The sequence below is a fragment of the Amycolatopsis sp. NPDC102389 genome (assembly GCF_044765885.1).
GTDB lineage: Bacteria > Actinomycetota > Actinomycetes > Mycobacteriales > Pseudonocardiaceae > Amycolatopsis.
Map to the genome: position 1 here is coordinate 1 of NZ_JBIWKX010000025.1, position 24269 is coordinate 24269.

Sequence of the window (24269 nt, forward strand, 5' to 3'; positions counted from 1 at the left end):
ACCCAACACACCCCCCCTCCCCCCCCCCCCTCCGCTGCCGTCGCGGCGCCCCCCCCCCCCCCCCCCCCCCCCCCCCCCCACCCCCCCCCCCCCCCCCCCCCCCCCCCCCCCCCCCCCCCCCCCCCCCCACGCCCGGCTGCACGCCCACTTGCGGGAAACCGTCACGCGGCCCCACTGTCCACAAAGGCCTCTCCTCCCGAGAAGAGTGCCCGATTGGCCCGGTTTCAGTGTTTCGCGAAGGGGTCGTGAGTGGCAATGAGGGTTAGAACCCGAAACGCCACTCACGACCTCACCTACAGGACACCGGCTAGCCGACCGGCGGCTCGATGGGCTGCCGGTCCTCTTCACTGTGCGTGGCCCGCATGACGAGCCAGTTGATCGCCCACAGGACGACGCCGACCCCGAGCAGGATCGCGGCGACCTTGTAGTCGCGCGCGGGCCGCCCGGACAACGGCGTCACCAGGTAGACGCAGAAGATCGCGGCCAGCACCGGGACGATCGTCGGCGCGCGGAAATGCTTGTGCGCCGCCTTCTCCTTGCGCAGCACCAGCACCGCGACGTTGACGATGGCGAACACCGCCAGCAGCAGCAACGCCGTGGTGCCACCGAGCACGCCGATGTCCACAAAGGACACCAGGGCGATCGCGATCAGGCTGGTGAACACGATCGCCACCCACGGGCTGCGGCGGAACGGGTGCACGGTGCCCAGCTGCTTCGGGATGATCCGCTGGTTCGCCATGCCGTAGAGGAGACGGCTGGCCATCAGCATGTTGATCAGGGCCGAGTTGATGACCGCGAAGAGACCGATCGCGGAGAAGACCTCGCGCGGGAACCCGGGCGCGCCGACGTCGAGCACCTTGAGCAGCGCGCTGCTCTTGGCCGCCGCCAGATCGTCCGCGGGCACCAGCAGCGACGAGGTCACCGAGACCATGATGTAGATGGTCGCGGCGATGACCATGCCCCACAGCATCGCCTTCGGGAAGATCCGGATCGGGTCCTTGCACTCCTCGGCCATGTTCACCGAGTCCTCGAAACCGACCATCGCGAAGAACGCCAGCGACGTCGCCGACGTGATCGCCACGAGCATCGTCTGGTTCTCGGTGTCGAACTCCACCAGCCGCGAGGCGTCCCCGTTGCCGTTCAGCACCGCCCACACGCCGACCCCGATGATGATCAGCAGGCCGCCGACCTCGATACAGGTCAGCACCACGTTGGTCTTCACCGATTCGGAGACCCCGCGGAAGTTGATCAGCCCCAGCCCGATCACGAACAGGATCGCCACCAGCGGCATCGGCGCGGTGATGAACTCCTTGAGATACGTGTCCCCGAAGGCCTTCGCGGCCGACGAGGCCGACGTGATCCCGGAGCACATCACCGCGAACGCCACCATGAAGGTGAGGAACCGGATCTTGAACGCCTTGTGCGTGTAGAGCGCGGCCCCCGCCGCCTGCGGGTACTTCCCGACCAGTTCCAGGTAGCTGAACGCGGTCATGAACGCGACCACGAACGCGATCAGGAACGGCAGCCAGAGCGCGCCGCCCACCCGGCCCGCCACCTGCCCGGTGAGCGCGTAGACGCCCGTCCCGATGATGTCCCCCACCACGAAGAACAGCAGGAGCTTGGAACCCATGACCCGTTTAAGGCTCGGCTGACCGGCCGGACCGGTCGGTTCTGTTGTCGTCGTGTCCGCCATGCGGCAAGAGTGTGCCGCATCACGTCTGTGGCCGACAGTCCGATTTGGTCAGTTCTTCGTCACGGGTTGACGAAGCGGCCCGATGGGTAATCCGCTCAGTCGGCGTCGACCGCGGTCTTCACCAGCGGCACCATCATCTCCTGCGTCATCTTCGCCGGCCCGGTGTAGTTGACCAGCACCGGGACGTTGCCCACGAGTTCGGCGGACGCCAGCGTCGCGGTCTTGTTCTCGTCGGTGTAGTAGATGGCGCCGTCGCCGACACCGGCGACGTCCTTCGCGTTCGGCTTCGCCTTCTTCAGCGCCGTGACCATCTCGGCGGGCTTGATCTTGTTGCCTTCGAAGCGGGTCACGGCGAGCGCGCCGATCTGCTTGCCGGCGGCCGAGTAGACACAGCTCTTGGCCTTGCCCCCGTTGGCGGCGTTGTCCTGCACCGGGCCCGGCGCCGACGTCACGCCCTGGATGGAGACGGCCTTGCCGACAGCCTCGGCGGGCAGCAGCGCGCACGGCTCCTTCGCACCGGCGCCACCGGTGGGCGCGGCCGACGAACTCGGCGCGGCGGACGGCGAGGGGGCCTGGCTCGACGGCTTGGCCGCCGCGTTGTCCGTCTTTTCGTCCCCGGACGAACAGGCGGAAAGGGTCGCGATGACAGCGGCGAACAGGATGATCGCCCGTGAAATACGCATGGGCCCGACGATAGACGGGACGGCTCAGCCGACCGGGGCCCGGTACCGCCAGAAGGACGGGATCAGCAGCGCCGCGCCGATGACCAGCACGATGACCAGCACCCCGCCGCCGGAGGCCGCGGCGGCCGTGCCGACTCCCGCGGCCGCCCAGCCGTGGGTGAGGTCGGCGATCCGCGGGCCGCCCGCGACGACGACGGTGAACACGCCCTGCAGCCGTCCGCGCATCTCGTCGGTGGTGGCGACCTGCAGGATCGACATCCGGTAGATCGCGCTGACCATGTCGGCCGCTCCGGCGAGCGCCATGAAGAAGACCGCGAGCCACAGCGAGTTCGCGAGCCCGAAACCGGCGACGGCGGCGCCCCAGACGCAGATCGAGACGATCACGCCGACACCCTGCTTGCGGATCCTGGTCAGCCAGCCGGAGAAGAGGCCGATCAGCATGGCGCCCGCGGGGAGGGCGGCGTACAGCCAGCCCAGCGCCGGACCGCCGCCGGGCGGATCGCCGAAGGTGCGCTCCGCCATCTCCGGGATCAGCGCGCGCGGCATGCCCGCGACCATCGCGATGATGTCGACGAGGAACGAGGCGAGCAGGATCTTCTGCGTCGCCAAGTATTTGAAGCCGTCGATGATGTCGCGGAGCCCGGCCCGGCGCGCGATCTCGCCGAGCGGCGGGATCGGGGGGAGCTTGTAGACGGCGACGAGGGTCAGCGTCAGGGCGATGACGTCGATCAGGTAGAGCGTCGAGAGGCCGAGGATCGGGATCAGCGAACCGGCGAGCAGCGGGCCGAAGACCGCGCCGAACGTGGCCATCGTGCTGCTCAGCGCGGTCGCAGGCGCGATCAGCTTGTCCGGCACCAGCCGGGCGACGACGGCGCTGCGGGTCGGCATGTTGACCGCGAAGAACGCCTGGTTGACCGCGAGCAGTCCCAGCACGAGCCAGACGGAGCCGACGTTCAGGAACGCCTGGAGCCACAGGACCACCGAAGTGAGCGTGACCCCGACGTTGGTGACAAGCAGCAGCTTGCGGCGGTCGACGGCGTCCGCGATGGCGCCACCCCAGAGACCGAAGACGAGCAGCGGGACCAGGGCGACCAGGCCGGTCAGGCCGACGTACGCGGACGAGCCGGTGAGGTCGAAGACCTGTTTGGGGACCGCGACGGCGGTGAGCTGGCTGCCGATCGCGGTGACCGCCGTGGAGAGCCAGAGGCGGCGGAACGCGGGGATCTTGAGCGGCCGGGTGTCGACGACGATCGAGCCGAACAGCTTGCGGACACCTTTGCGCTGCTCAACCCCCACGTCGTCACTCACAACCAGACAGCTTAGCCGCGCTAACTAACCACCCGCGCGCGATTTACCTCACCCGGTCGCCGAAGGGGCCTTTCCCCTCGTCAGACGCGGCGAAGGACGCTTTCACCCCATGCGATGAGGCGAAGGGCCCCTTCAGCCCACCACGCAACCGCACCAAGGCCAGGTGACCCAACACCGGTGACCCTCGAGACCCTCGGTGACCCCACGCGTCTCCCGGGAGCGCGCCAGCGCGACGGGGAGACTTCACCGTCGCGCGCCCTCTCTTGGGCCGAAGGCCCCCGCAAACGCGACGAAGGGGCGCCCTCCGCTCCCAACGCGAGTTGAAAACGACACGGGCGCCCCTGCGGCGCGTTTGCGGAAGCGCGCGACAAAAATTACGGCGCGACGCGCTCGATCTGCCAGCCGTCGTCGGTACGGACGTAGCGGAGCCGGTCGTGCATGCGGTCCTCGCGGCCCTGCCAGAACTCGACGACGTCGGGCCGGATGCGCCACCCGCCCCAGTGCGGCGGGAACGGGATGTTCTCGACGTCGGCGAAGCGGCGCTCGATGCCGTGAAGCGCGGTCTCGAGGGCGCGGCGGCCGTCGACGACGCGGGACTGCGGCGAGGCCCAGGCCCCGAGCTGCGAACCTCGCGGGCGGGACGCCCAGTACTCGGCGGTCTCGGCGACGTTGACCTTCTCCACCTCGCCGCGCACGTGGACCTGACGCTGCAGGGCGTACCACGGGAAGGTGACCGACGCGTAGCGCGTCGCGGTGAGGTCGTGGCTCTTGGTGGAGGTGTAGTTCGTGTAGAACACGACACCGCGCTCGTCGAGGCCCTTGCACAGGACGGTCCGCGACGACGGCCTGCCCTCCGGGTCGGCCGTGGCGAGCACCATCGCGTTCGGTTCGGCGATCCCGGCGGAGACGGCCTGGTTCAGCCAGTCCTGCAGCTGGGCGGTCCAGGTCTCCGCCAGCGCGGCTTCGTCGAAGGCGGCCCCTTCGTAGGCCACCCGCATGCCCGGCAGGCGCACGACGGCGTCAGCGCTGTCGGCAGCGCCATCTTTGATCTCCGGCATCATCCGCCAAACCTCCGTACCCGGTCGGGGCATCTGTGACTTCGGCTTTGCCGCCGACGGTATTGCCTCCGACGCGGCGGCGAAACCCACTGAACGGTGACACCCGCCACCCCTGCCCGATCATCTGTGTGTAGCCGCTGGACCGCAAGCCGTCACCTCCCGGCCACCTGGCCGGACCTGATCGATCAAGGTCGATCGTCGGCCGCCGGAGGCCTTTGTCCCGATTCGTCCCACCCGCCCGCGAAAGCGCGCCCGGCTCCACAAACGACGGAAATGCCCTGGACAGACCGGGTCCGCGCGACCCGGCCGGTAATTCTTTCCACTTTTGTTTCGCGGAAGTTTCGGTATTCCGCGAACAATTCTTCCGGTATTCACGGCGGCGCCCGCGCCCGCCCGAGCTAATTCTGTCAGCTGACAGAAATTACCCCGCGGAACACCTCCGTGAGATGTGTCAGTGAAGGCCGGCTCCGGGGCGTCAATTCGCGCCCCGAAACCGGCCTTCGCTTCTACTGCCGTGTTGTCAGTTCGTGACAGCGAACTCCGCGCGGACGATCCAGCCCCAGCAGTCGTACGTCGCCGTGTACCGCCCCGGCACCGTCCCGACCGGACCGTCGCCGCGCAACGCGACACCGATGCCGCCGGTGCCGCCGTCGCCCACCACCCGCAAGGGAATCGGGGCGGCGAGACCGTCCGCGACGAGGGTCGTCGCGAGCTCGCCCGCCCCCGACGGGCGCAGGCAATAGATATCCGCGGTGACCGTCCCACCTGCGACGACGGCGCTCGGACTCAAGACCAGACTGGACGGTCTGGTCGCGTTCGCCTGCCCCGCGCCGGCCAAGGTGGACAAGATCGCCGCCCCCGCGACGCACAACGCGGCCGAACGAATTTTCATCCTCTGCTCCCTCCCGAAGGGCGGGCGAAGATTTCACCCACCACCCGATGGACGTACGACGTCCGGGACCGGGTTGTCCATCGGGCGAGAGTCCGCCCATTGGGGCGAACGACCGGATTTAGCAGAATGTGACAGCGAATCGTGCAAGAGCCGACGATCACACTAGGTAGACCTTGCGCCACTCGATAGGATCGCCGCCGAGAGCAACGGGGTGATCACCTCTATCCAATATGTTCAGAGGTTTGGACGGGACGGCCGGGTGTGCGGCCGCACCATCCGCCATTGCCGGCCGGGCTTCCGCGAGGGAGTTCGACACCGGTCGATCAGTCCTGCGCTCGAACAGCCGGAACTTTCCACGCCCGAGTTACTCCCCTTCCCCAGGAGTGCGTTGTGATTTCCCGTTCCCGCCGTCTGATGACGGCGTTGTTGTGCGCCCTTTCGCTGGCGGGCGTGACCGCCCTTTCGGCTTGTTCCGACAGTACGGCCGCTTCCGGCACCAAGGTCACCATCGGTTACAGCGCCTGGCCGGGCTGGTTCCCGTGGGCGGTGGCCCAGGAGAAGGGCCTGTTCGAGAAGAACGGCGTGAACGTCGACCTGAAGTGGTTCGACAGCTACACCGAGAGCATCAACGCCCTCTCCTCGGGCGCGATCGACGCGAACAGCCAGACCCTGAACGACACCCTCGCCTCGGTCAGCGGCGGCGCGAAGCTGTCGGTGGTGCTGGTCAACGACAACTCGACCGGTAACGACAAGATCATCGCCCGCCAGGGGATCACCGGCGTCGCCGACCTCAAGGGCAAGAAGATCGCCGTCGAGCAGGGCACCGTCGACCATTACCTCCTGCTGCTCGCGCTGCAGGAGGCGAAACTGACCGAGAAGGACGTCGAAATCGTCCCGCTGCTGACCGACGCCGCCGCGGCCGCGTTCGTCGGCGAGCAGGTCGACGCCGTCGCCGCCTTCGCGCCCTTCACCTCGAAGGCGCTCGAGCGCCCCGGCAGCCGCGCGATCGCGACGTCCGCCGAGTTCCCCGGCGCCATCCCGGACCACCTCGTCGTCTCCGAGCAGATGTCGAAGGAGCGCAAGAAGGAGGTCCAGGCGCTGGTGAACACCTGGTTCGAGACGATCGACTGGATCAAGCAGAACCGCGAAGAGGCCGTGAAGATCATGGCCAAACGCGGCGCAGTGTCGATCGAGGAGTACAAGTCGTACGACGCGGGCACCACGATCTTCACGAAGCAGCAGAACCTCGACGCGTTCACCCCCGGCGTCACCCCGGCCCACCTGAACTTCCAGGCGGGCAAGATCGCCGACTTCATCGTCTCCAACGGGCTCGCCCAGAGCCGGCCGAACTTCGACGGGCTGTTCGACGACCAGTACGTCAAGGCGGTGAAGTGAGCGCCACGGACGCGGCGGGGCGCGCCGGTCAGCGGACGGACGCCGCTGACGAGGCCGAAGCGCGCCGCCTCGATGACGAACAGCGGCTCGCCGAGGCGCAGGAAGATCGGCGCGGCGCGCGTCCGGACTGGTCGCCGCTGCCCCGCCGGGCGGGCCTCAAGCCGAACGCCTCCCCGCTGCTTTCACTGCGGACGCCGATCTCCGCCCGCTGGCGGTGGACGCTGGCTGCGGCCTCGTTCGTGATCCCGCTGCTGATCTGGGTGACGCTGAACGCGCTGGGCACCATCAAGCCGATGTTCCTCCCGACGCCGGTCGCGGTGTTCGACGCGCTGGTGAAGATGATCGAGTCGGGTGAACTGTTCGGCGACCTCTGGGCCACCACCCAGCGGGTGCTGCTCGGCTTCGGGCTCGCGGTGCTCGTCTCGGTCCCGCTCGGCATCGTGATGGGGACGTTCGACGCGGGGCTGGCCCTGTTCGAGCCGGTCATCGCGATGCTGCGCTATCTGCCGGCGAGCGCGTTCATCCCGCTGCTGATGATCTGGCTCGGCCTCGGCGAGCCGTCGAAGGTCGCGGTCCTGTTCCTCGGCACGGTCTTCTTCAACACGCTGATGACCGCCGACGCCGTCCGCGGGGTGCCGCGTTCGCTGATCGACGTGTCGTACACGCTCGGCGCGCGGCGCGGCGAGGTCCTGCGCAAGGTGATCGTCCCGCACGCGCTGCCCGGCATGATCGACGCGACCCGCGTCAACGCCGCGGCCGCGTGGAACTTCGTGGTGGTCGCCGAACTGATCAACGCCACCGCCGGGCTCGGCCTGCGGATCATGCGGGCGCAACGGTTCACCCAGACCGACCGGATCTTCGCGCTGCTGATCGTGATCGGCCTGCTCGGACTGGTCATCGACATCGCGCTGCGGCTCCTGCGGGCCAGGGTCGGGAAGTGGGCGGCATGACGCTTCAGCTGAAGGCCGTCGCCAAGGACTACACGGTCCGCGGCAAGACCATCCGCGCGCTCGACGGGATCGACCTCGACGTCGCGCGCGGCGACTTCGTCTGCGTGGTCGGCGCGAGCGGATCCGGCAAGTCGACCCTGCTGTCGCTGATCGCCGGGCTGACCGAGCCGACCGAAGGCCTGATCACCCTCGACGGCGACACCGTGACCGGGCCGGGCCCGGATCGCGGGCTGGTGTTCCAGCACGGCGCGCTGTTCCCGTGGCGCACGGTCGAGAGCAATGTCGCGTTCGGACTCGAGCTGCTCAGCATCGACAAGGCCGAGCGGGCGCGCCGGATCGACTGGTATCTCGAAGAGACCGGGCTCGGCCGGCTGCGGAAGTCGTTGCCCAAACAGCTTTCCGGCGGGCAGAAACAGCGGGTCGCGATCGCGCGGGCGCTGGTGTGCGAGCCCGACGTGCTGCTGCTGGACGAACCTTTCGGCGCACTGGACGTCCAGACCAAAGAGGACATGCAGGTCCTGATCCGCCGGATCTGGACCGACACGCACACCACCGTGCTGATGGTGACCCACGACGTCGAAGAGGCCGTGTTCCTCGGCGGGCGCGTCGTGGTGCTGGCCTCGGACCCGGGCCGGGTGGCCGCGGACATCGTGGTCGACCTGCCCGGTGAACGCGACCTCGCGGTCAAACGCGCGCCCGGGTTCGTCTCGCTGCGCGCGTCCATCGAAGACCTCGTCCGGGAGCAGCACCGCGGACACCTCGGGCGGAGCCGGGGAGAAAGGTGACCATGAGGCACGGGAAGTCCCGGCCCGAACGCAGCCTGCGTTCCGGGTTGCTCGGCAGACTCGGCATCCGGGGCAAACTCAACCTGCTCCTGATGTTGCCGCTGACCGCCGTGGTCCTGGTGTCGGTGCCCTACGTGGCCGGCGAGATCGACGACGCCCGGTCCGCCCGCACCACCGCCGACGTCGCGTCGCAGGCCCGCGCCCTCGGCACGCTCGCCTGGGAACTCCAGCGCGAGCGGCTGCTGACGGCGCACTACATCGCGTCTTCGTCGGCGAGCAGTTCCGCGATGCTGAAACAGCAGGGCGTGGTCGCCGAAACGGTGAACCAGGTGCGCTCGCAGCTGAGCGCCGACGCGCCGGAAGAACTCGCGGCGGCGCTGGTGCGCATCGGATCGCTGAACGAGATCCGGGAGAACGCGCTGCGGCGCGGCGCCTCGCTGGACAGCGTGGCGCGGACGTATCACGCGGTGATCGACGCGGTCATCAACTCGCTCCGCCTGGTCCCCCAGCAGACCAGTGACGCGGCAGGCACCCAGCAGCTGACGGCGCTCGACGCGCTGCTGCGCGCGAACGAGGAGAACTCGTTGCGCGGTATGGCGTTGATCATCGTGCTGGTCACCCCCGAATCGGGCGCGCCGGTGCTGGCCGACGCGAAGCAGCAGTCGTCGCTGTTCCTCGAACGGTTCGTGCAGCAGGCCGACGTCACCCAGGCGACGCAGGTCGTGGCGGTCGAGCAGGGCGAGACGGGCCGCCGGGTCGACGCGCTGGAAGCCAGGCTCCCGGAGGCGCGTGGCCCGCAAGCCGTGCAGAACCTGCTGCCGGACATCCTCGGCGCCGTCGACGCCCAGTCGAACCAGCGGCGGCTCACCCAGGACGCGGTCACCACCGGCATCACCGACGCCGCGACCGCGCGCGCCGACGCCGCCCAGAACCTGGCGTGGACGATCGGTATCGGCGCCGGCGTGCTGTTCCTCCTGGTCGGTGGTCTCGCGATCGCGGTCAGCCGGTCGATCGCGGATCCGCTGCGGAAACTGACCACGGCGGCGACGTCGGTCGCGGACCTCGCGAGTACCGAACTGGTCCGCGTCACCGACACCGAGCAGGCCGAAGAACTCGCGCCGCGCCTCGCCACCATCGACGTTTCCTCGCAGGACGAGCTCGGCAAGCTGGCCGAGGCGTTCAACCGGGTGCAGGCCACCGCGGCCGAACTGGTGGAGCGGCAGGCCGTCACGCGGCGCAACGTCGGCCTCATGTTCGCCAACGTCGCGAAGCGCACGCAGAACCTGGTGGGCAGGCAGCTGGCGCTGGTCGACGAGCTGGAGCGCAACGAGCAGGACGTCGCCCTGCTGGCGAGCCTCTACCGGCTCGACCACCTCTCCACCCGGTTGCGCCGGAACGCGGACAACCTCCTCGTCGTCTCGGGAAACCGTGACGAGGCAAGGATTTCCGGCCCGATCGAACTCTCGACGGCGCTGCGTTCGGCGCTCGCGGAGATCGAGGACTACCAGCGGGTGCGGCTCGGTTCGATGGGCGACGTGCTGCTGTCGTCGCCGTTCGGCTCCGATCTGGTGCTGATCTTCGCCGAGCTGCTGGAGAACGCGACGTCGTTCTCCCCGCCGGAGTCCTTTGTGGACGTCGGCACGAGGATCCTGCCCGACGGCTCCTGCCTGATCGTGATCGTGGACCAGGGCATCGGCATGACCGCCGAACGGCTCGCCGAGGAGAACCGGCGGCTGGTCGAACGCGAGCGGCTCGAACTGGCGCCGACCAGTGTGCTCGGGCTGTTCGTGGTCGGACGGCTCGCGCGGCGGCACGGGCTCAAGGTCGAACTGACCGAGACCGAGCCGTCGGCCGGCATCACCGCGCGGCTCACCATCCCGCCGAATCTGCTGACGTACCGGCCACCGGTACCGAAGTCCGTCCCGGCGCCGCCGGTGTGGCCGACGGCGGAACCGGGCGACGAGCCCGACCCGCCGTCCTTCCCCGAGCCGCGGCAGAAGGCGGCCGCGCACGAACCGCCGACGCTGGCGATCGCCGGGATGATCCCGCGCGACGGCCAGCGTCCCAAGGATTTCCGGTGGTTCCGCAAGACCGACGGGGCCATCCCCGAACCGGCGCCACCGCCCATGCCCGTGCCCGTGCCGGAGCCCGCGTTCCAGGCTCCCGCGCCGACGCTGACCGCCGCCGACCCCGGCGAGACCCGGGGCGGGTTGCGGCGGCGGGTCAAGGGCGCGCAGCTTCCCGGTGCCCCCGAAGCGCCGGCGCGGCAGAAGTCCAGGCATGATCCAGAAGCGGCCAAAGCGGCCTTCGACGGCTTCGAGGCGGGACTCGCGAAGGCCACCGCACCGCCACCACTGTCACCACCACCATCACCGGCCGCCGTCCCGGCGCCGATGCCGACCCCGACACCGGTGCCCGCCGCTTCCCGCGGCGGTCTCACCAGACGAGTCCCCGGCGCGCAGCTGGCGCCGGGGCTGGCGAAAGGTCCGGCCGCGCGGCACCAGACCGCGCGGGCGGCGCTGAACACCACCAAGCCCAAGGGCATGCGTGACCCCGAGGCCGAGCGTGCCGCGTTCGACGCCTTCAGTGACGGGTTGGAGAAAGCCGTCAACCCGGAGATGGAACAGAGAGAGAAGAGCAAGAGATGACGACCGGAGTCAGCGTCGAAGCCCGGAACTTCAACTGGTTGGTGACGCGCTTCGCACAGAACACGGCGAGCGCGATGGGCGCGATCGCCGTCTCGGCCGACGGCCTGCTGATCGCGATGTCGTCCGAGCTGGAACGGGCCAACGCCGATCGGCTGGCCGCGATCTGCTCGGCGATGCTCGGCCTCGCGCACGGTGTCTCCGAGAGCCACCCGCTCGGTTCGCCCGACAAGATCATCATCGAGCTGGAGCAGGGGTACCTGCTGGTCTGCACGATCAGCATCGGCTGCTCGCTCGGCGTGCTCGCCACCAAGCAGGCCAGCCTCGGCACGATCGCGTACGAGATGGCGATGTTCGCCAACCGGGCGACCGAGGTGCTCACCCCCGCGCTGATCGAGGAACTCAAGAAGAGCGTCGGCAGCTGAACTGACGAGGGGACAAGGGAATGAGCGACGACCAGGTACCTCAGCCGCGAGGCGCCGAACAGGGCATCTCGCCGCTACGCCCGTATCTGCTCACCGCCGGCCGCGCGCAGCCGGTGGACGGCACGCTCGAAATCGAGGCTCAGGTGCTCACGAGCAGGCTCGGCGCGGCGTCGCACGCGAGGCTGACCTTCGAACGGCGGGAGATCGTTTCCCTTTGCCGGGAAACGAAATCCGTCGCCGAAGTGGCGGCGATGCTCGGCCTGCACATCGGCGTGGCCAGGGTGCTCGTGGCGGATCTCGCCGCGCTCGGCTACGTCGTGCTCCGTCGCCCGGCGGGAGCCTTCACCCAGGACCTCGGCATGATCGAAAGGGTCATTCGTGGACTCGAAGCAATTCGCTGAACCGGCGTCGGTCAAACCGCCGACACCGGTCAAGATCGTCATCGCCGGCGGGTTCGGGGTCGGCAAGACGACCACCGTCGGCGCGATCTCCGAGATCAAACCGCTGACCACCGAGGCCGCCATGACCTCGACCGGCGCGGCCGTCGACGGTACCGGCGGGGAGGTGCCGTCGAAGACCACCACCACGGTGGCGCTGGACTTCGGCTGCATCACCATCGACGAAGAGGTGAAGCTGTACCTCTTCGGCACGCCGGGGCAGGACCGGTTCGGGTTCATGTGGCACGACCTCGTGCTGGGCGCGCTCGGCGCGCTCGTCATCGTCGACACCCGGCGGCTCGACGACTGCTATCCGGCCGTCGACTACTTCGAGAAGGCCGGGTTGCCGTTCGTGGTCGGGGTGAACGTCTTCGACGGCTCGCTCAAGCATGACCTCGAAGACGTGCGGTGGGCGCTCGCGGTGGGCGAGGACGTCCCGCTGATCACCTTCGACGCGCGGCAGCGGCTTTCCGTCCGTGACGCGCTGCTGGCCGTGCTGCACAACACCTTCCGGCGGGCCTCCGCCGCTTCCTGACGCATTTCGTCCTCTGGATGCGGTACTTGCGTGTGCAAGGACCGCATCCAGAGGACTGAACGCGGGGTCAGGCGGGCCGGGTGATCGCGGCCAGCATCAGGGCACGGAGTTCGGCGGCGACGTCGGCGACCGGCAGCGGCGGGGTGTGCGCCTGCCACTCGCGCAGCAGACCGGTCGCCGCGCCGACGAGCGCGATCGCCGTCAGGTGGTAGTCGCGATCGGGCGCCACCCCGTGCTCGGCGGCGTGCCGGGCCTCGGCTTCGATGAACGCGGCCCACCGGTCGACCCATTCCTGGTGCTGCGCCTCCAAAGCGGCACTGACCCCGACGGCCTCGACGTAGTTCAGCCGCGGCATCCGGGGATCCGAGGTGACCGTGCCGACGAAGACGTCCAGCAGCGTCCCGATCCGCGTGACCGCGTCGGTGTCCTCCAGACGGTCCAGGGTGCCGGTGACGTGCTCCAGCGCGAGCGCGTTGATGCGCTCGTGCAGGGTGAGCAGCACCTTCTCCTTGTTCTCGAACTCCTCGTAGAAGTTCCGTGTCGAGACGCCGGCGCGGGTGCACAACTCGGTGATCTTCGCCTGCTGGTAGCCCGTCGACGTGAACAGGTCCAGGGCCGCCACGAGCAGGCGTTCACGCCGTTCGGCGCGCCGTTGCTCGGGCGCGACCCCGCCGTAGGTGCGGGCCACTCGACCTCCCCCGATTCGGTAACAGGGATTGCCAGATGCTAGCAACACCGCCTACATTGCGAAAATCTCGATTACCAAACTGGAGACGGCAATGACGCTTCGGACAGTTCTGGTCTCAGCCCTGGCAGCCGCCCTGATCGGCGCGCCCGCCGCGCAAGCCGCGCCGAGCGCCCCCGGGGACCTGGTCGACTACAAACCGGTCGTCGCCACCGCCCCGGCGAAGGCGTGGAAACTCAACTACCGCTCCACCTCGGCGACGGGGCAGCCGAACACGGTGTCGGGCATCCTGCTGGTCCCGCACACGCCATGGACGAACGGGGCGCGCCCACTGGTCACCTACGCCGTCGGCACCCACGGCCTCGGCGACCAGTGCGCACCGTCGACCCGGCTGACGAACGGGTCCGAGAACGAAGTCCTCCTGATGAGCCAAGCGCTTTCGCGCGGCTGGGCGGTCGTCGTCACTGACTACGAAGGCCTGGGCACCCCGGGCACGCACACCTACGCCGTCGGCCAGTCCGAAGGCCGGGCCGTCCTCGACGCCGCCCGCGCCGCTTCCCGGGTTCCCGAGGCAGGCTTGTCCAAGACCGGGCCGGTCGGGGTTTTCGGTTACTCACAAGGAGGTCAGGCTGCCGCGTTCGCCGGCGAACTGCAGCCGTCCTACGCGCCCGACGTCAACCTGGTCGGCGTCGCGGAAGGCGGTGTCCCGGCGGATCTGAACGCGGTCCTGAAGTTCAACGACGGCGGTCCGGCGTTCGGGCTGGTGCTCGGCGCCGCCGTCGGTTACGCGGCCGCGTATCCGGAATTGCCCTTCGACGCCGTGCTCAACGCGAAAGGCGAGAAGGCCGTCGCGAAGGTCAAGGAAGCGTGCACCGTCGAACTCGGCGCGGCGGCGCCTTTCGCGCGGCTGAACGACTTCACGACCGTGCCGAACGTTTCGTCGGACCCGCGCTGGCAGGCCCGGCTCGGCGAGAACCTGGCGGGCAAGACCAAACCGGGCGCACCGGTCTACCTGTACCACGCGTCGCTGGACGAACTGATCCCGCTCGCGGTCGGCAAGGGCCTGCGCGACCGCTATCGCGCCCTCGGCGCCGACGTCACCTGGCAGGAGTTCCCGCTGCTGGAACACATCGGCGGTGTCGCGACGGGCGGTCCGGTCGCGATGACCTGGCTGGGCACCAAGTTCTGACGGGGAGTCAGTCCGTGAAGGCCTCCTTCACTACCTTCAGGGTAGTGAAGGAGGCCTTCACGGATTTTCGAGGACCCGAAGAGCGGTCACGGCGTCCGGAGCGAGCGAAGTCGTCAGGGTTCCACCGGCGGCCAGAGGCGTCCGCGACCACCACTCCCCGGACGCCGCGGGGACCGCAGGCCCACCCACGACCAGATCGGTCGCCAGCACCCGACGCCCGGCGAGATGCGCGAGACTGGAGTCCAAAGTGGAATCCCCGATCTCCAGCGTCTGCCGCAGCACCGGCACTTCACCTCGCGTCACATGCTGCGTCGTCACCAGAGAGCCAGGCCGCTCGCCCGCCCGGCCCAGGACCAACACCTCTCGTGTGCGCAAGAAGGCACCAGGCGCCAAAGCGGCCCGGAACACGGCGGTGTGCCGAGCACGAGCGGTCACCACGGTCGGCTCCGGCAAGTACTCCAAAGACCCGCCGTCATCCACGCCAATGTCCACAAGGGACGAACTCCCCTCACCGTGCAGCCCGGGAAGCGCGATCGTCGCCGCGACTCCGGAAAGACGCAGCGAAGCACCGGGCCCGACGCGGATGGTCAGCTTCAGCTCATCCCCGCCCAGAGGCGAGGTCGCCGAGTTGACCAGATGCACCACCGCCGTCGCACCGGTGCCCCGCTTGGGGATGAGCGTGAGCGGTGCCATCGAACGCAGCTCGCGCAGTACGGTCCGGCCACCCTCGAAGCAGGCGGTCAGCCGCGCGTGCGCCTTCACCCCGCGCGGACCGGGAGCAGCGAGCGGACCCAGTCCGCGACCGCCGGCGCGTCCGGAGTGTCCACAAGGGACTGGGTGATCACCGGCAGTTCGCCTCGCATCCGGTGCGCGTCCGAGGTCATCACGTCCATGTCCGCCCCGACCAGATGCGCGATGTCGATCTTGTTGATCACCAGCAGATCCGCCGTCGTGACACCCGGCCCGCCCTTACGCGGCACCTTGTCTCCGCCGGCGACGTCGACCACGAACACCTGGCTGTCGGCGAGCCCCCGGCTGAACACCGCGGTGAGGTTGTCGCCGCCGCTTTCGATGATCACCAGATCCAGCCCCGGAAACCGCTCCTCGAGCCGCTCGACCGCGTCGAGGTTCGCGGTGATGTCGTCGCGGATCGCGGTATGCGGGCACGCGCCGGTCTGCACGGCCTCGATCCGCTCCGGGTCGAGCACCCCGGCCTTGCGCAGGAAGTCGGCGTCCTCGGTGGTGTAGATGTCGTTGGTGACGACGGCGAGGTTCACCTCGTCGCCGAGCGCCCGGCACAGCGCCGCGGTGAGCGCGGTCTTCCCGCTCCCCACCGGCCCGCCGATCCCGATCCGGTACGCGCGTCCGGCGGTCGGCGCCTGCTCGTAGTGGTCGGGTTCCGCGGCGGTCGGGTCGAAGTTGACCGGGTGCACATGTCCGTGACCGTGACCATGCTCAGCTGGCAAAGAGACGCACCTCTTCCTTGTGGTGCCGGGCGTGTGCCTCGGCGAACAGATCGAGCGCCGGAGAACCCGGCGCCGGGAGATCGGCCGGATCGTCACCCGCGACCTCGGCGGCGCGAAGGGAGACCTCACGGACCTCTTCCGCGAGCCGGGCCACGACGGCGTTGACGGCGAACGGATCGAGACCGAGCAGCCGCACGGCCGCGCTCGCGGGACCGCTGATCGCGAGGTAGGCCACCGCCATCGCGGCGTCGAAGGGCACCCCGACCAGCGCGCCGACGATCACCGGATGATGCGGTCGCGGAGTTTCCTTCAGCAGCTGGGAAAGCACCGGCGAGGGCCAGGCCGCCTTTCCGGCTCTGGCCGTGCCGCGACCCTGCGCGCGGGACGCCTCCCGCTGCGCGAGGGAAGGCGTTCTGGCGTCCAGTTCGAGATCGAGCCGCCGCCAGTGTCCACTTCGGACGTTCCGCACGGCCGCGTGCGCCGACGCGGCGGCGAACACCGCGGCCAGCGCACCCGCCGTACGGAGGCGCCCGGAAAGGAATACCGGCAGGTCGCGTTCGTGCGTGATCAGCTTCCGGGTGACGGCCTCTTCGAGCCCGCCGGAATGAACGTGGCCGCCCCCGGGGAACCGGGAGTCGGCGAGGATGAGCGCGGAGAGATCCATCAGAAGAGGAAATACCTTTGCGCCATGGGGAGTTCCGTCACCGGCCGCGGCTCGATCAGCTCGCCGTCGACGTGCACGGCGAAACTGTCCGGCTCCACCCGGATGTCCGGCGTCGCGTCGTTGAGCACCATGTCGGCCTTGCCCCGCGAGCGGGTGTTCTCGACCGGCACGAGCTTCCGCGCGATGCCGAACCGTTCCGCCACCCCGCTTTCCAGCGCTTCCGGAGCCACGAAATGGAAGCTGCTCGCGGCGGCGACCGCCGGCGCCGCGCCGAACATCGGCCGCGCGAGCACCGGCTGCGGCGTCGGGATGGACGCGTTCGCGTCGCCCATCGCCGCCCACGCCGGGAATCCGCCCTTCAGCACCACGTGCGGCCGCACCCCGAAGAACTTCGGTTCCCACAGCACGAGATCCGCGAGTTTCCCGACCTCAACCGAGCCGATCTCGCGGTCCATGCCGTGCGCGATCGCGGGGTTGATCGTGTACTTGGCGACATAGCGACGAGCCCGCAAGTTGTCTGCCGCGCCGTCGCCGGGCAACGCGCCGCGACGGCGTTTCATCACGTGCGCGGTCTGCCAGGTCCGGATGATCACCTCGCCGATCCGGCCCATCGCCTGCGAATCCGAGCTCATCATGGAGATCGCGCCGAGATCGTGCAGGACGTCCTCGGCCGCGATGGTCGTCGGCCGGATCCGGCTTTCGGCGAACGCCAGGTCCTCGGGCACGGACGGGTTCAGGTGATGGCAGACGACGAGCATGTCGAGATGCTCGTCGAGGGTGTTCGCGGTGTGCGGGCGCGTCGGATTCGTCGACGACGGCAGGATGTTGGGCAGCCCGGCGACCTGGATGATGTCCGGCGCGTGCCCGCCGCCCGCGCCTTCGGTGTGGTACGCGTTGATCGAGCGGCCACCGATGGCGTCCACAGTGGACTCCAGGAAGCCCGCTTCGTTGAGCGTGTCGGTGTGGATCGCCACCTGGACACCGGATTCGCCCGCCACGGTCAGGCAGGCGTCGATCGCGGCCGGGGTGCTGCCCCAGTCCTCGTGCAGTTTGAACCCGCCGGCGCCGGCCGCGAGCTGTTCGCGCAGCGCCTCGTGCCGGACCGTGTTCCCCTTGCCCAGCAACAGGACGTTGACCGGCTGGCCGTCCATCGCCTGCAGCATCCGGCCGAGGTTCCACGCGCCGGGCGTGACGGTGGTGGCCTTGCTGCCCTCGACCGGCCCGGTGCCGCCGCCGACGAGAGTGGTGAGGCCGGACGCCAGCGCGGTGTCGGTCAGCTGCGGGCAGATGAAGTGGACGTGGCAGTCGATCCCGCCCGCGGTGAGGATCTTCCCGTTGCCGGACAGCACCTCGGTGGACGGGCCGACGACCAGCGCCGGGTCGACGCCGTCCATCGTGTCCGGGTTGCCCGCCTTGCCGATGCCGACGATCCGGCCGTCGCGCACACCGACGTCGGCCTTGACGATCCCCCAGTGGTCCAGGATCACCGCGCCGGTGATGATCAGGTCCGGCGCGCCTTCGGCCCGGGTCGCCATCCCCTGGCCCATGGATTCGCGGATCACCTTGCCGCCGCCGAACAGCACCTCGTCACCGCTGCCCGCCTGCCCCATGCTGCGGTCTTCGGTGACTTCGATCAGCAGGTCGGTGTCCGCGAGGCGGATCCGGTCGCCGGTGGTCGGGCCGAACAGTTCGGCGTACCGCTCGCGATCGATCGACGGCATCAGGGCTCCCTCCGCAGTCCGGGCACCGCGCGGTTCCCGGCCAGCGGGACGAGGTCGACTTCGCGTTCGACTCCCGGCTCGAACCGCACCGACGTTCCCGCGGGCACGTCGAGCCGATGCCCTCGGGCGGCTTCGCGATCGAATTCGAGGCCCGGATTGACCGCCGCGAAATGGTAGTGCGAGCCGACCTGGACGGGCCGGTCTCCGAGGTTCCGCACGAGCAGCCGGACCCGCGGCCTTCCCGGGTTCAGCTCGACCGGCGCGTCACCGGTGATGATCTCTCCTGGTCGCACTGGCGGCCCTTTCTAGACGATCGGGTCGTGCACGGTGACGAGCTTCGTGCCGTCCGGGAAAGTGGCTTCGACCTGCACGGAATCGACCATCTCCGGTACTCCGTCCAGCACCTGCGCCCGGCCGAGCACCGAACGCCCGCTCGCGACGAGTTCGCTCACCGTCCGGCCATCGCGGGCGCCTTCGAGGACGTGGTCGGTGATCAGCGCGACCGCCTCTGGGTAGTTCAGCAGGACCCCGCGCTCCAGGCGTTTGCGAGCTACGTCCGCCGCGACGTGGATGAGCAGTTTGTCCCGCTCCTGGGGGCTCAGGTGCATGGGAAAGGTCTATCACCGGAATCCGGTCGGCGCCGGTTCTTGAAACACAGGATTTACCTCGGCCGCCGGTACACGGAAAGTGAACGCCGCCGTAACTCTTCGCGTACGAAGCTTCTTTTCACTGAATCGTTCTCGTAATCGTGACCGAAAGCACCACATCTTTCGATTGCCCCGGGCCGCGACGTGGAGCAAAGTTTGTCCATCCGTGCGATGAGGCGCGCCTTCGCTGCGTGTATCCCGTCCACGCATGAACACAAAGCCGGGGAATGCGCATCGAAAGGTTTCACCACAGTGAGTACCTCCACGATCAGCACCAATCAGCCGTCCGAGCAGGTCGACGACGGTTTCCGACCGGGTCTCGAAGGCGTGGTCGCCTTCCGGACCGAAATCGCCGAGCCCGACCGTGACGGCGGCGCGCTGCGTTATCGCGGTGTCGACATCGAGGATCTCGCCGGCAAGGTGAGCTTCGGTGACGTCTGGGGTCTTCTCGTCGACAGCCGCTTCGGCCACGGGCTACCGCCCGCCGAGCCGTTCCCGCTGCCGGTGCACACCGGCGATGTCCGGGTCGACGTCCAGGCCGCGCTGGCCATGCTCGCCCCCATCTGGGGCTACCGGCCGCTGCTCGACATCACCGACGACGAGGCACGCGATCAGCTGGCCCGTGCCTCGGTGATGGCGCTTTCGTACGTCGCCCAGTCCGCCCGCGGCATCGGGCAGCCCGCCGTCCCGCAGACCCGGGTCGACGAGGCGAAGTCGATCACCGAGCGCTTCATGGTCCGCTGGCGAGGCGAGCCGGACCCCGCCCACGTCAAGGCCATCGACGCCTACTGGGTCTCGGCCGCCGAGCACGGTCTCAACGCCTCGACCTTCACCGCCCGGGTCATCGCCTCGACCGGCGCCGATGTCGCCGCCGCGCTGTCCGGCGCGATCGGCGCGATGTCCGGCCCGCTGCACGGCGGCGCGCCGGCGCGGGTGCTGCCGATGATCGAAGAGGTCGAGAAGACCGGTGACGCGGTCGGCCTGGTCAAGGGCATCCTGGACCGCAAGGAACGGATGATGGGCTTCGGGCACCGCGTGTACCGCGCGGAGGACCCGCGGGCGCGCGTGCTGCGCCGCACCTGCCAGGAGCTCGGCGCGTCGCGCTACGAGGCGGCCGCGGAGCTGGAGCAGGTGGCGCTGAAGGAGCTGCGCGAGCGGCGTCCGGACCACCCGATCGAGACCAACGTCGAGTTCTGGGCCGCCGTGATCCTGGACTTCGCCCAGGTCCCGCCGCATATGATGCCCGCGATGTTCAGCTCGGCGCGCACCGCCGGCTGGGCCGCGCACATCCTGGAGCAGAAGAAGACCGGCCGCCTCGTGCGCCCCTCGGCCAAGTATGTCGGGCCGGAGCCGCGGAAGCCGGAAGACGTCGAAGGCTGGGACCTGGTCGCCAAGCAGTCCTGACGCGCGCTGTGAACGGTCCGTTCCTTGCGAGATTGGCCAGGAACGGACCGTTCACAGCATCTGCGGGACCGAAGAATCGTGGGCCGCGGTCGCCGACAGCATGGCCGTCAGCTGATCGACCAGCCAGCCGTCGAGCACCTCGCGCGGCACGGCGCGTTCCTGCAGCCAGCTCAGCAGCGAGCCCTCCACCACCGCGGTCCAGCAGCGCAACGTCAGCAGGAGCATAGGCGAGGGCTCCGACACTCCGAGCGCGTCGAGGATGAGCTCGACGGCGCGGTTGCGGACCTCGTCGATCGCCGCGTCCGTCTCGGACGTCGCGATCACCGAGCCGCTGCGCAACAGCGCGACATAACCCGCCCGGTAGTGGTCGGCGACGTCGATGAGCCCGCGGACGGCGGCCCGCAGCCGGGTTTCGGGTGGGCCTTCCTCGAGCCCGGCCAAGCCGTCGATGAGCCCTTCGGTGACCGTTTTCAGCGCCTCGACCTGCAGTTCTCGCAGGTTCGAGAAGTACCGGTAGAACAGCGGCCGGGAGACCTCGGCGCGGGCGATGATGTCGTCGACCGTGACGAGTTCGGGCGCGCGCGAGCCGAACAGGTCCAGCGCGGCCCGGATCAGATCCTCGCGGCGCGCTTCCGGCGACATCCTGCGTGGACGTCCGGTCACGGGGTGACGTCCAGTTTCGCCGCGGCCCGCAGCAGCCCGGGAGTGAGCCGGGAGAGGACGAGCGCGGCCTTCGCCTCCGGCGTCGACGGCTGGATGGCCTTGTCCTTCTCGACGGCGCGCAGGATGTCGCGCGCGACCTTCTCCGGGCCGAAGCCGCGCTTCGCGTACAGCTTGCTGCTCGACTTCTGGCGCCGCTTCTGCTCGATGTCGTCGACACCGACGAAGCGGGTCGTGCTGGTGATGTTGGTGTTCACGATGCCGGGGCAGATCGCGGTGACGCCGATGTTCTCGGCGGCCAGCTCGGCCCGCAGGCAGACGCTCAACGTCAGCACGGCGGATTTCGTGGTGGCATAGGCGGAAAGGATCTTCGACGGCAGGTACGCGGCGGCCGAGGCGACGTTGACGATCTGGCCGCCTTCGGCCCGTTCGCGCATCTGCTCAGCGAAGACGCGGCAGCCGTGGATGACGCCCCAAAGGTTCACGTCGATGAGGCGTTCCCAGTCCTTGACCGTCGTGTCGAGGAACGGGCCGGACAGGCCGATCCCCGCGTTGTTGACGACGATGTCCGGGACGCCGAACTCCTCCTTGACCCGCTGGGCGAACTTCTCGACCGCTTCGGCGTCGGAAGAGTCCACTGTGTACTCGCCGACGGTCACGCCCTTGTCCCGCAGCAGTTTCGCGGTGTCGGCGGCGGCGGAGCCGTTGATGTCGGTGATGACGACGTCCGCGCCCTTGTCCGCGAACGCGAGCGCCGTCGCGCGGCCGATCCCGCTGCCGGCGCCGGTGACCACGACGAGCTTGTGCGCGAACCCTTTGGTCCTCGCCTGTTTGAGCGCACGGCTCTCCTCGCCGCCTTCGACGTGGTCGATCAGCTCGGCGGTGGCGTCGGCGATCACCCGCGGCTTCTCGCGGACCACCCAGTGCGTGCCGACGATCCGGCGGATCCGGAGGTCCGGCGCCCAGCGCTCGATCTCGGTCTGCAGCGGTGTGGTGACGAATTTGTCGCCGGTGGGCGCGAGCACCTGCACCGGGATCTCGGCCGGCCGCGGCTTCGGCCGGGAGAGGCGAGTGAACATGTTGGCGCGGTAGAGGTTGAGGCCGTACAGACCATCCGAAGTGGACGGTGCTCCGGCCGCCGGGTCCATCCGCCCGATGAGCGCGCCCATCGCGCCGGTGCGCCAGAGCACCTGCGGGATCAGGGGGATCTGGAAGCCGAGGATGTAGGTCGAATGCGCCCACTGGACGAGCGCGTTCTTGAGCCGTTTCAGGTTCGGGCGCACCTGCGCGCGGAACCACGCGCCCGCGTGGTCGAGGCTCGGCCCGGAGATCGACGTGAACGACGCGAGCCGTCCGCGCAGCCTGTCCCCGGTGACCGAATGCCAGGTCTGGATGGAGCCCCAGTCGTGCGCGAGGAGGTGGACCTTGCCCTCGGGCTGTACTTCCTCGACGATCGCGGCGAGGTCGTCGGACAGTTGATCCAGTTTGTAGGACGCTCGTCCCGAAGGCTTGTCCGAGCGGCCCGCGCCGCGCACGTCGTAGACGACCACCCGGTAGCGGCGTTCCAGCAGGGCGGCGATGCCGTCCCACATGGAGCCGTTGTCCGGGTAACCGTGGACGAGCACCACCGTGGGCGCGTCGTCGACGCCGGTCACCCGGACCGAAAGGCGGACACCGTCGCTGGCCGTCACCCACGTATGAGACATAGTGTCATGTTAGACAACTTGTCAATAAGGACGCGAGGGCTCGGATCCGGCCGGAGGTTCGAGCGCCTGTTCGCCTCCTCCGTCACCGATTCGGCCGCTTGCGGACTCTCCCCGGCCGTGCGGTCGACCGGCTTTTCCTTTCATGACACCGTTTTTCGTGGTTCCACGGGAAACTTCCCCACCCCGGACTCCCGCATTTAGTCCTCTGGATGCGGTCCTTGCACGCGCAACTACCGCATCCAGAGGACTAAACGCGGGAGTCGACAGCCGCGCGCACCCTGCGCACCATCGCGCGCGGGTCGGCATAGAGCTCTTCCTTGGTGATGACGATGAACTCCCAGCCCTCAGCCTCGATCATCGCTCGCCGACGCGCGTCGAGACGCGGTTGTTCGCCTTCGAGATGCCAAGCCCCGTCATACTCGACGGCGACTTTGGCTTCGCGGATCGCGAGGTCGAGCCTGCCGAGGAACCGGGTTCCCCGGTAAACCTCGACCTGAGGCTCCGCGTCGATCTCATGAAGTCTCAACCACACCCTGACCTCCGACTCCGGAATCGACTCGGCTCGGCCATCCGAGAACGCCAAGGCTTGACGAGCTCGGACGATCCCGTTGTCGCGCCGGTGTGCCAGGTATTCCTTGAGCGTCTCGCCGTCGACGAATCCAGCGCGAAGCAGCGTGTCCAGCAACCCGACGACACGAGGGAAGGAACGGCGGAGCCGGGTGTCGGTCAAAATGTCCATCGTCATGCGCAACGGAGTCGCGATGAGGCCGTCCCGCCATGGCTCGAAGTCGTGACCGAGGAGCCTGGTCCGGCGGAGGTGCGTTCCGCGCAGGCTGTGGAAACCTCTCACCTCGGGCACCACGAACTCGACCGGGTCGTTTTCGAGCGAGAACGGGAATCCACGGACCGTCGCGGCCGAGCACCCGGTCAGCACCGCGCCGTCAGGTATGACCAGGATCGCGGCCTTGCACCGCAGCTCGTGATCTTGAGGGATGCCTATCGGGACATAGACATCCTGGAAGAGCCGGTTGTACGGCCCCGAGCGCAGCTGGGCACGGGTCAGGTCTCCTTCGCTGACGGCACGGCTGCCCACGAAGGGGCCGGAGAACTCGCAGATCGTCGCGTAGCGGTTACTGGACACGATCGAACGATGACATCCGCTCCGGGCCCAATCCGGCGTTCAAGATCATCTTCCCCTTACTTGTCCACAACGCCCCACACCCTGTGCATAGCCGCGTTTAGTCCTCTGGATGCGGTCCTTGCACACGCAACTACCGCATCCAGAGGACTAAACGCGGGAGGGGCGGTGACACCGGTGTCC

24 protein-coding genes are annotated in these 24269 nt (G+C 68.9%); 9 read left to right on the forward strand and 15 right to left on the reverse strand.

From position 1 onward, the window contains the following. Positions 1-307: 307 nt before the first annotated feature. From ACIRGA_RS21525 to ACIRGA_RS21545, 5 genes are all read right to left on the reverse strand, one after another. Complete coding sequence (locus ACIRGA_RS21525; RefSeq protein ID WP_400943539.1) at positions 308-1693, reverse strand: APC family permease; 1386 nt, start codon at positions 1691-1693, stop codon at positions 308-310. 95 nt (positions 1694-1788) lie between these two features. Then, on the reverse strand, positions 1789-2376 hold the full coding sequence (locus tag ACIRGA_RS21530; RefSeq protein ID WP_400943542.1) for a DUF3558 domain-containing protein: 588 nt from the start codon (positions 2374-2376) through the stop codon (positions 1789-1791). A gap of 24 nt (positions 2377-2400) precedes the next feature. Next, on the reverse strand, positions 2401-3684 hold the full coding sequence (locus tag ACIRGA_RS21535; RefSeq protein ID WP_400943545.1) for an MFS transporter: 1284 nt from the start codon (positions 3682-3684) through the stop codon (positions 2401-2403). Positions 3685-4058: 374 nt separating this feature from the next. Next, complete coding sequence (gene pdxH, locus ACIRGA_RS21540; RefSeq protein WP_400943548.1) at positions 4059-4745, reverse strand: pyridoxamine 5'-phosphate oxidase; 687 nt, start codon at positions 4743-4745, stop codon at positions 4059-4061. Between the two features lie 517 nt (positions 4746-5262). Then, positions 5263-5634: a hypothetical protein gene (locus ACIRGA_RS21545; RefSeq protein ID WP_400943550.1), complete on the reverse strand. Its 372-nt coding sequence runs from the start codon at positions 5632-5634 to the stop codon at positions 5263-5265. Between the two features lie 390 nt (positions 5635-6024). Between ACIRGA_RS21545 and ACIRGA_RS21550 the strand changes: the two genes are divergently transcribed. The 7 genes from ACIRGA_RS21550 to ACIRGA_RS21580 are packed head-to-tail and all read left to right on the forward strand — an operon-like array spanning position 6025 to position 12806. After that, positions 6025-7029, forward strand: a complete 1005-nt coding sequence (locus ACIRGA_RS21550; protein WP_400943553.1) for an ABC transporter substrate-binding protein — start codon at positions 6025-6027, stop codon at positions 7027-7029. Next, positions 7026-7979: an ABC transporter permease gene (locus ACIRGA_RS21555; RefSeq protein ID WP_400943556.1), complete on the forward strand. Its 954-nt coding sequence runs from the start codon at positions 7026-7028 to the stop codon at positions 7977-7979. Before ACIRGA_RS21550 ends, ACIRGA_RS21555 begins: the two co-directional genes overlap by 4 nt. Beyond that, a complete protein-coding gene (locus ACIRGA_RS21560) occupies positions 7976-8764 on the forward strand; it encodes an ABC transporter ATP-binding protein (protein WP_400943558.1) in 789 nt (262 codons plus the stop codon). The genes ACIRGA_RS21555 and ACIRGA_RS21560 overlap by 4 nt, the downstream gene beginning before the upstream one ends. A 2-nt stretch (positions 8765-8766) precedes the next feature. Further along, positions 8767-11412: a nitrate- and nitrite sensing domain-containing protein gene (locus ACIRGA_RS21565; protein ID WP_400943561.1), complete on the forward strand. Its 2646-nt coding sequence runs from the start codon at positions 8767-8769 to the stop codon at positions 11410-11412. Further along, positions 11409-11834, forward strand: coding sequence for a roadblock/LC7 domain-containing protein (locus tag ACIRGA_RS21570; RefSeq protein WP_005156032.1), 426 nt, complete (start codon positions 11409-11411; stop codon positions 11832-11834). Before ACIRGA_RS21565 ends, ACIRGA_RS21570 begins: the two co-directional genes overlap by 4 nt. 20 nt (positions 11835-11854) lie before the next feature. Next, positions 11855-12235: a DUF742 domain-containing protein gene (locus ACIRGA_RS21575; RefSeq protein WP_034308529.1), complete on the forward strand. Its 381-nt coding sequence runs from the start codon at positions 11855-11857 to the stop codon at positions 12233-12235. Continuing rightward, entirely contained in the window at positions 12213-12806 is a 594-nt protein-coding gene (locus tag ACIRGA_RS21580; protein ID WP_400943564.1) for a GTP-binding protein, read from the forward strand. Before ACIRGA_RS21575 ends, ACIRGA_RS21580 begins: the two co-directional genes overlap by 23 nt. 67 nt (positions 12807-12873) lie before the next feature. On the opposite strand, the gene ACIRGA_RS21585 is transcribed toward ACIRGA_RS21580, so the two are convergent. Further along, positions 12874-13494 carry a TetR/AcrR family transcriptional regulator gene (locus ACIRGA_RS21585; protein ID WP_400943566.1) on the reverse strand — a complete coding sequence of 207 codons (621 nt, stop codon included), beginning with the start codon at positions 13492-13494 and terminating at the stop codon, positions 12874-12876. A 91-nt stretch (positions 13495-13585) separates the two neighbouring features. On the opposite strand from ACIRGA_RS21585, the gene ACIRGA_RS21590 reads away from it, so the two are divergent. After that, entirely contained in the window at positions 13586-14680 is a 1095-nt protein-coding gene (locus ACIRGA_RS21590; protein WP_400943569.1) for a lipase family protein, read from the forward strand. Positions 14681-14737: 57 nt separating this feature from the next. Here ACIRGA_RS21590 and ACIRGA_RS21595 read toward each other — a convergent pair whose 3' ends face one another. Genes ACIRGA_RS21595 through ACIRGA_RS21620 form a run of 6 tightly spaced genes read right to left on the reverse strand, consistent with a single transcriptional unit; the run spans position 14738 to position 19139 of the window. Beyond that, positions 14738-15442, reverse strand: coding sequence for an urease accessory protein UreD (locus tag ACIRGA_RS21595; protein WP_400943572.1), 705 nt, complete (start codon positions 15440-15442; stop codon positions 14738-14740). Then, positions 15439-16146 (reverse strand): urease accessory protein UreG, encoded by a 708-nt coding sequence (gene ureG, locus ACIRGA_RS21600; RefSeq protein WP_400943575.1) that lies wholly within the window; start codon positions 16144-16146, stop codon positions 15439-15441. The genes ACIRGA_RS21595 and ureG overlap by 4 nt, the downstream gene beginning before the upstream one ends. Beyond that, a complete protein-coding gene (locus ACIRGA_RS21605) occupies positions 16136-16810 on the reverse strand; it encodes an urease accessory protein UreF (protein ID WP_400943577.1) in 675 nt (224 codons plus the stop codon). The genes ureG and ACIRGA_RS21605 overlap by 11 nt, the downstream gene beginning before the upstream one ends. Further along, positions 16810-18531 (reverse strand): urease subunit alpha, encoded by a 1722-nt coding sequence (locus ACIRGA_RS21610; RefSeq protein ID WP_400943580.1) that lies wholly within the window; start codon positions 18529-18531, stop codon positions 16810-16812. The genes ACIRGA_RS21605 and ACIRGA_RS21610 overlap by 1 nt, the downstream gene beginning before the upstream one ends. Continuing rightward, complete coding sequence (locus tag ACIRGA_RS21615; RefSeq protein ID WP_400943583.1) at positions 18531-18824, reverse strand: urease subunit beta; 294 nt, start codon at positions 18822-18824, stop codon at positions 18531-18533. The genes ACIRGA_RS21610 and ACIRGA_RS21615 overlap by 1 nt, the downstream gene beginning before the upstream one ends. A gap of 12 nt (positions 18825-18836) precedes the next feature. Further along, complete coding sequence (locus tag ACIRGA_RS21620) at positions 18837-19139, reverse strand: urease subunit gamma (RefSeq protein WP_016337506.1); 303 nt, start codon at positions 19137-19139, stop codon at positions 18837-18839. A 291-nt stretch (positions 19140-19430) separates the two neighbouring features. On the opposite strand from ACIRGA_RS21620, the gene ACIRGA_RS21625 reads away from it, so the two are divergent. Continuing rightward, positions 19431-20582, forward strand: a complete 1152-nt coding sequence (locus ACIRGA_RS21625; protein ID WP_400943587.1) for a citrate synthase 2 — start codon at positions 19431-19433, stop codon at positions 20580-20582. Between the two features lie 51 nt (positions 20583-20633). On the opposite strand, the gene ACIRGA_RS21630 is transcribed toward ACIRGA_RS21625, so the two are convergent. The 3 genes from ACIRGA_RS21630 to ACIRGA_RS21640 form a co-directional block, all read right to left on the reverse strand. After that, positions 20634-21224 (reverse strand): TetR/AcrR family transcriptional regulator, encoded by a 591-nt coding sequence (locus tag ACIRGA_RS21630; RefSeq protein WP_400943792.1) that lies wholly within the window; start codon positions 21222-21224, stop codon positions 20634-20636. A gap of 17 nt (positions 21225-21241) precedes the next feature. After that, a complete protein-coding gene (locus ACIRGA_RS21635; RefSeq protein ID WP_400943794.1) occupies positions 21242-22933 on the reverse strand; it encodes an SDR family oxidoreductase in 1692 nt (563 codons plus the stop codon). A 262-nt stretch (positions 22934-23195) separates the two neighbouring features. Next, positions 23196-24089 (reverse strand): endonuclease domain-containing protein, encoded by an 894-nt coding sequence (locus ACIRGA_RS21640; protein ID WP_400943589.1) that lies wholly within the window; start codon positions 24087-24089, stop codon positions 23196-23198. Between the last annotated feature and the right edge of the window lie 180 nt (positions 24090-24269).

Bases quoted from the DNA above. Each gene is read 5' to 3' on its own strand.
- ACIRGA_RS21525 (WP_400943539.1), bottom strand. From the start codon at position 1,693: ATGGCGGACACGACGACAACAGAACCGACCGGTCCGGCCGGTCAGCCG.
- ACIRGA_RS21530 (WP_400943542.1), bottom strand. From the start codon at position 2,376: ATGCGTATTTCACGGGCGATCATCCTGTTCGCCGCTGTCATCGCGACC.
- pdxH (WP_400943548.1), bottom strand. From the start codon at position 4,745: ATGATGCCGGAGATCAAAGATGGCGCTGCCGACAGCGCTGACGCCGTC.
- ACIRGA_RS21545 (WP_400943550.1), bottom strand. From the start codon at position 5,634: ATGAAAATTCGTTCGGCCGCGTTGTGCGTCGCGGGGGCGGCGATCTTG.
- ACIRGA_RS21560 (WP_400943558.1), top strand. From the start codon at position 7,976: ATGACGCTTCAGCTGAAGGCCGTCGCCAAGGACTACACGGTCCGCGGC.
- ACIRGA_RS21565 (WP_400943561.1), top strand. From the start codon at position 8,767: ATGAGGCACGGGAAGTCCCGGCCCGAACGCAGCCTGCGTTCCGGGTTG.
- ACIRGA_RS21570 (WP_005156032.1), top strand. From the start codon at position 11,409: ATGACGACCGGAGTCAGCGTCGAAGCCCGGAACTTCAACTGGTTGGTG.
- ACIRGA_RS21575 (WP_034308529.1), top strand. From the start codon at position 11,855: ATGAGCGACGACCAGGTACCTCAGCCGCGAGGCGCCGAACAGGGCATC.
- ACIRGA_RS21590 (WP_400943569.1), top strand. From the start codon at position 13,586: ATGACGCTTCGGACAGTTCTGGTCTCAGCCCTGGCAGCCGCCCTGATC.
- ACIRGA_RS21605 (WP_400943577.1), bottom strand. From the start codon at position 16,810: ATGGATCTCTCCGCGCTCATCCTCGCCGACTCCCGGTTCCCCGGGGGC.
- ACIRGA_RS21610 (WP_400943580.1), bottom strand. From the start codon at position 18,531: ATGCCGTCGATCGATCGCGAGCGGTACGCCGAACTGTTCGGCCCGACC.
- ACIRGA_RS21620 (WP_016337506.1), bottom strand. From the start codon at position 19,139: ATGCACCTGAGCCCCCAGGAGCGGGACAAACTGCTCATCCACGTCGCG.
- ACIRGA_RS21630 (WP_400943792.1), bottom strand. From the start codon at position 21,224: ATGTCGCCGGAAGCGCGCCGCGAGGATCTGATCCGGGCCGCGCTGGAC.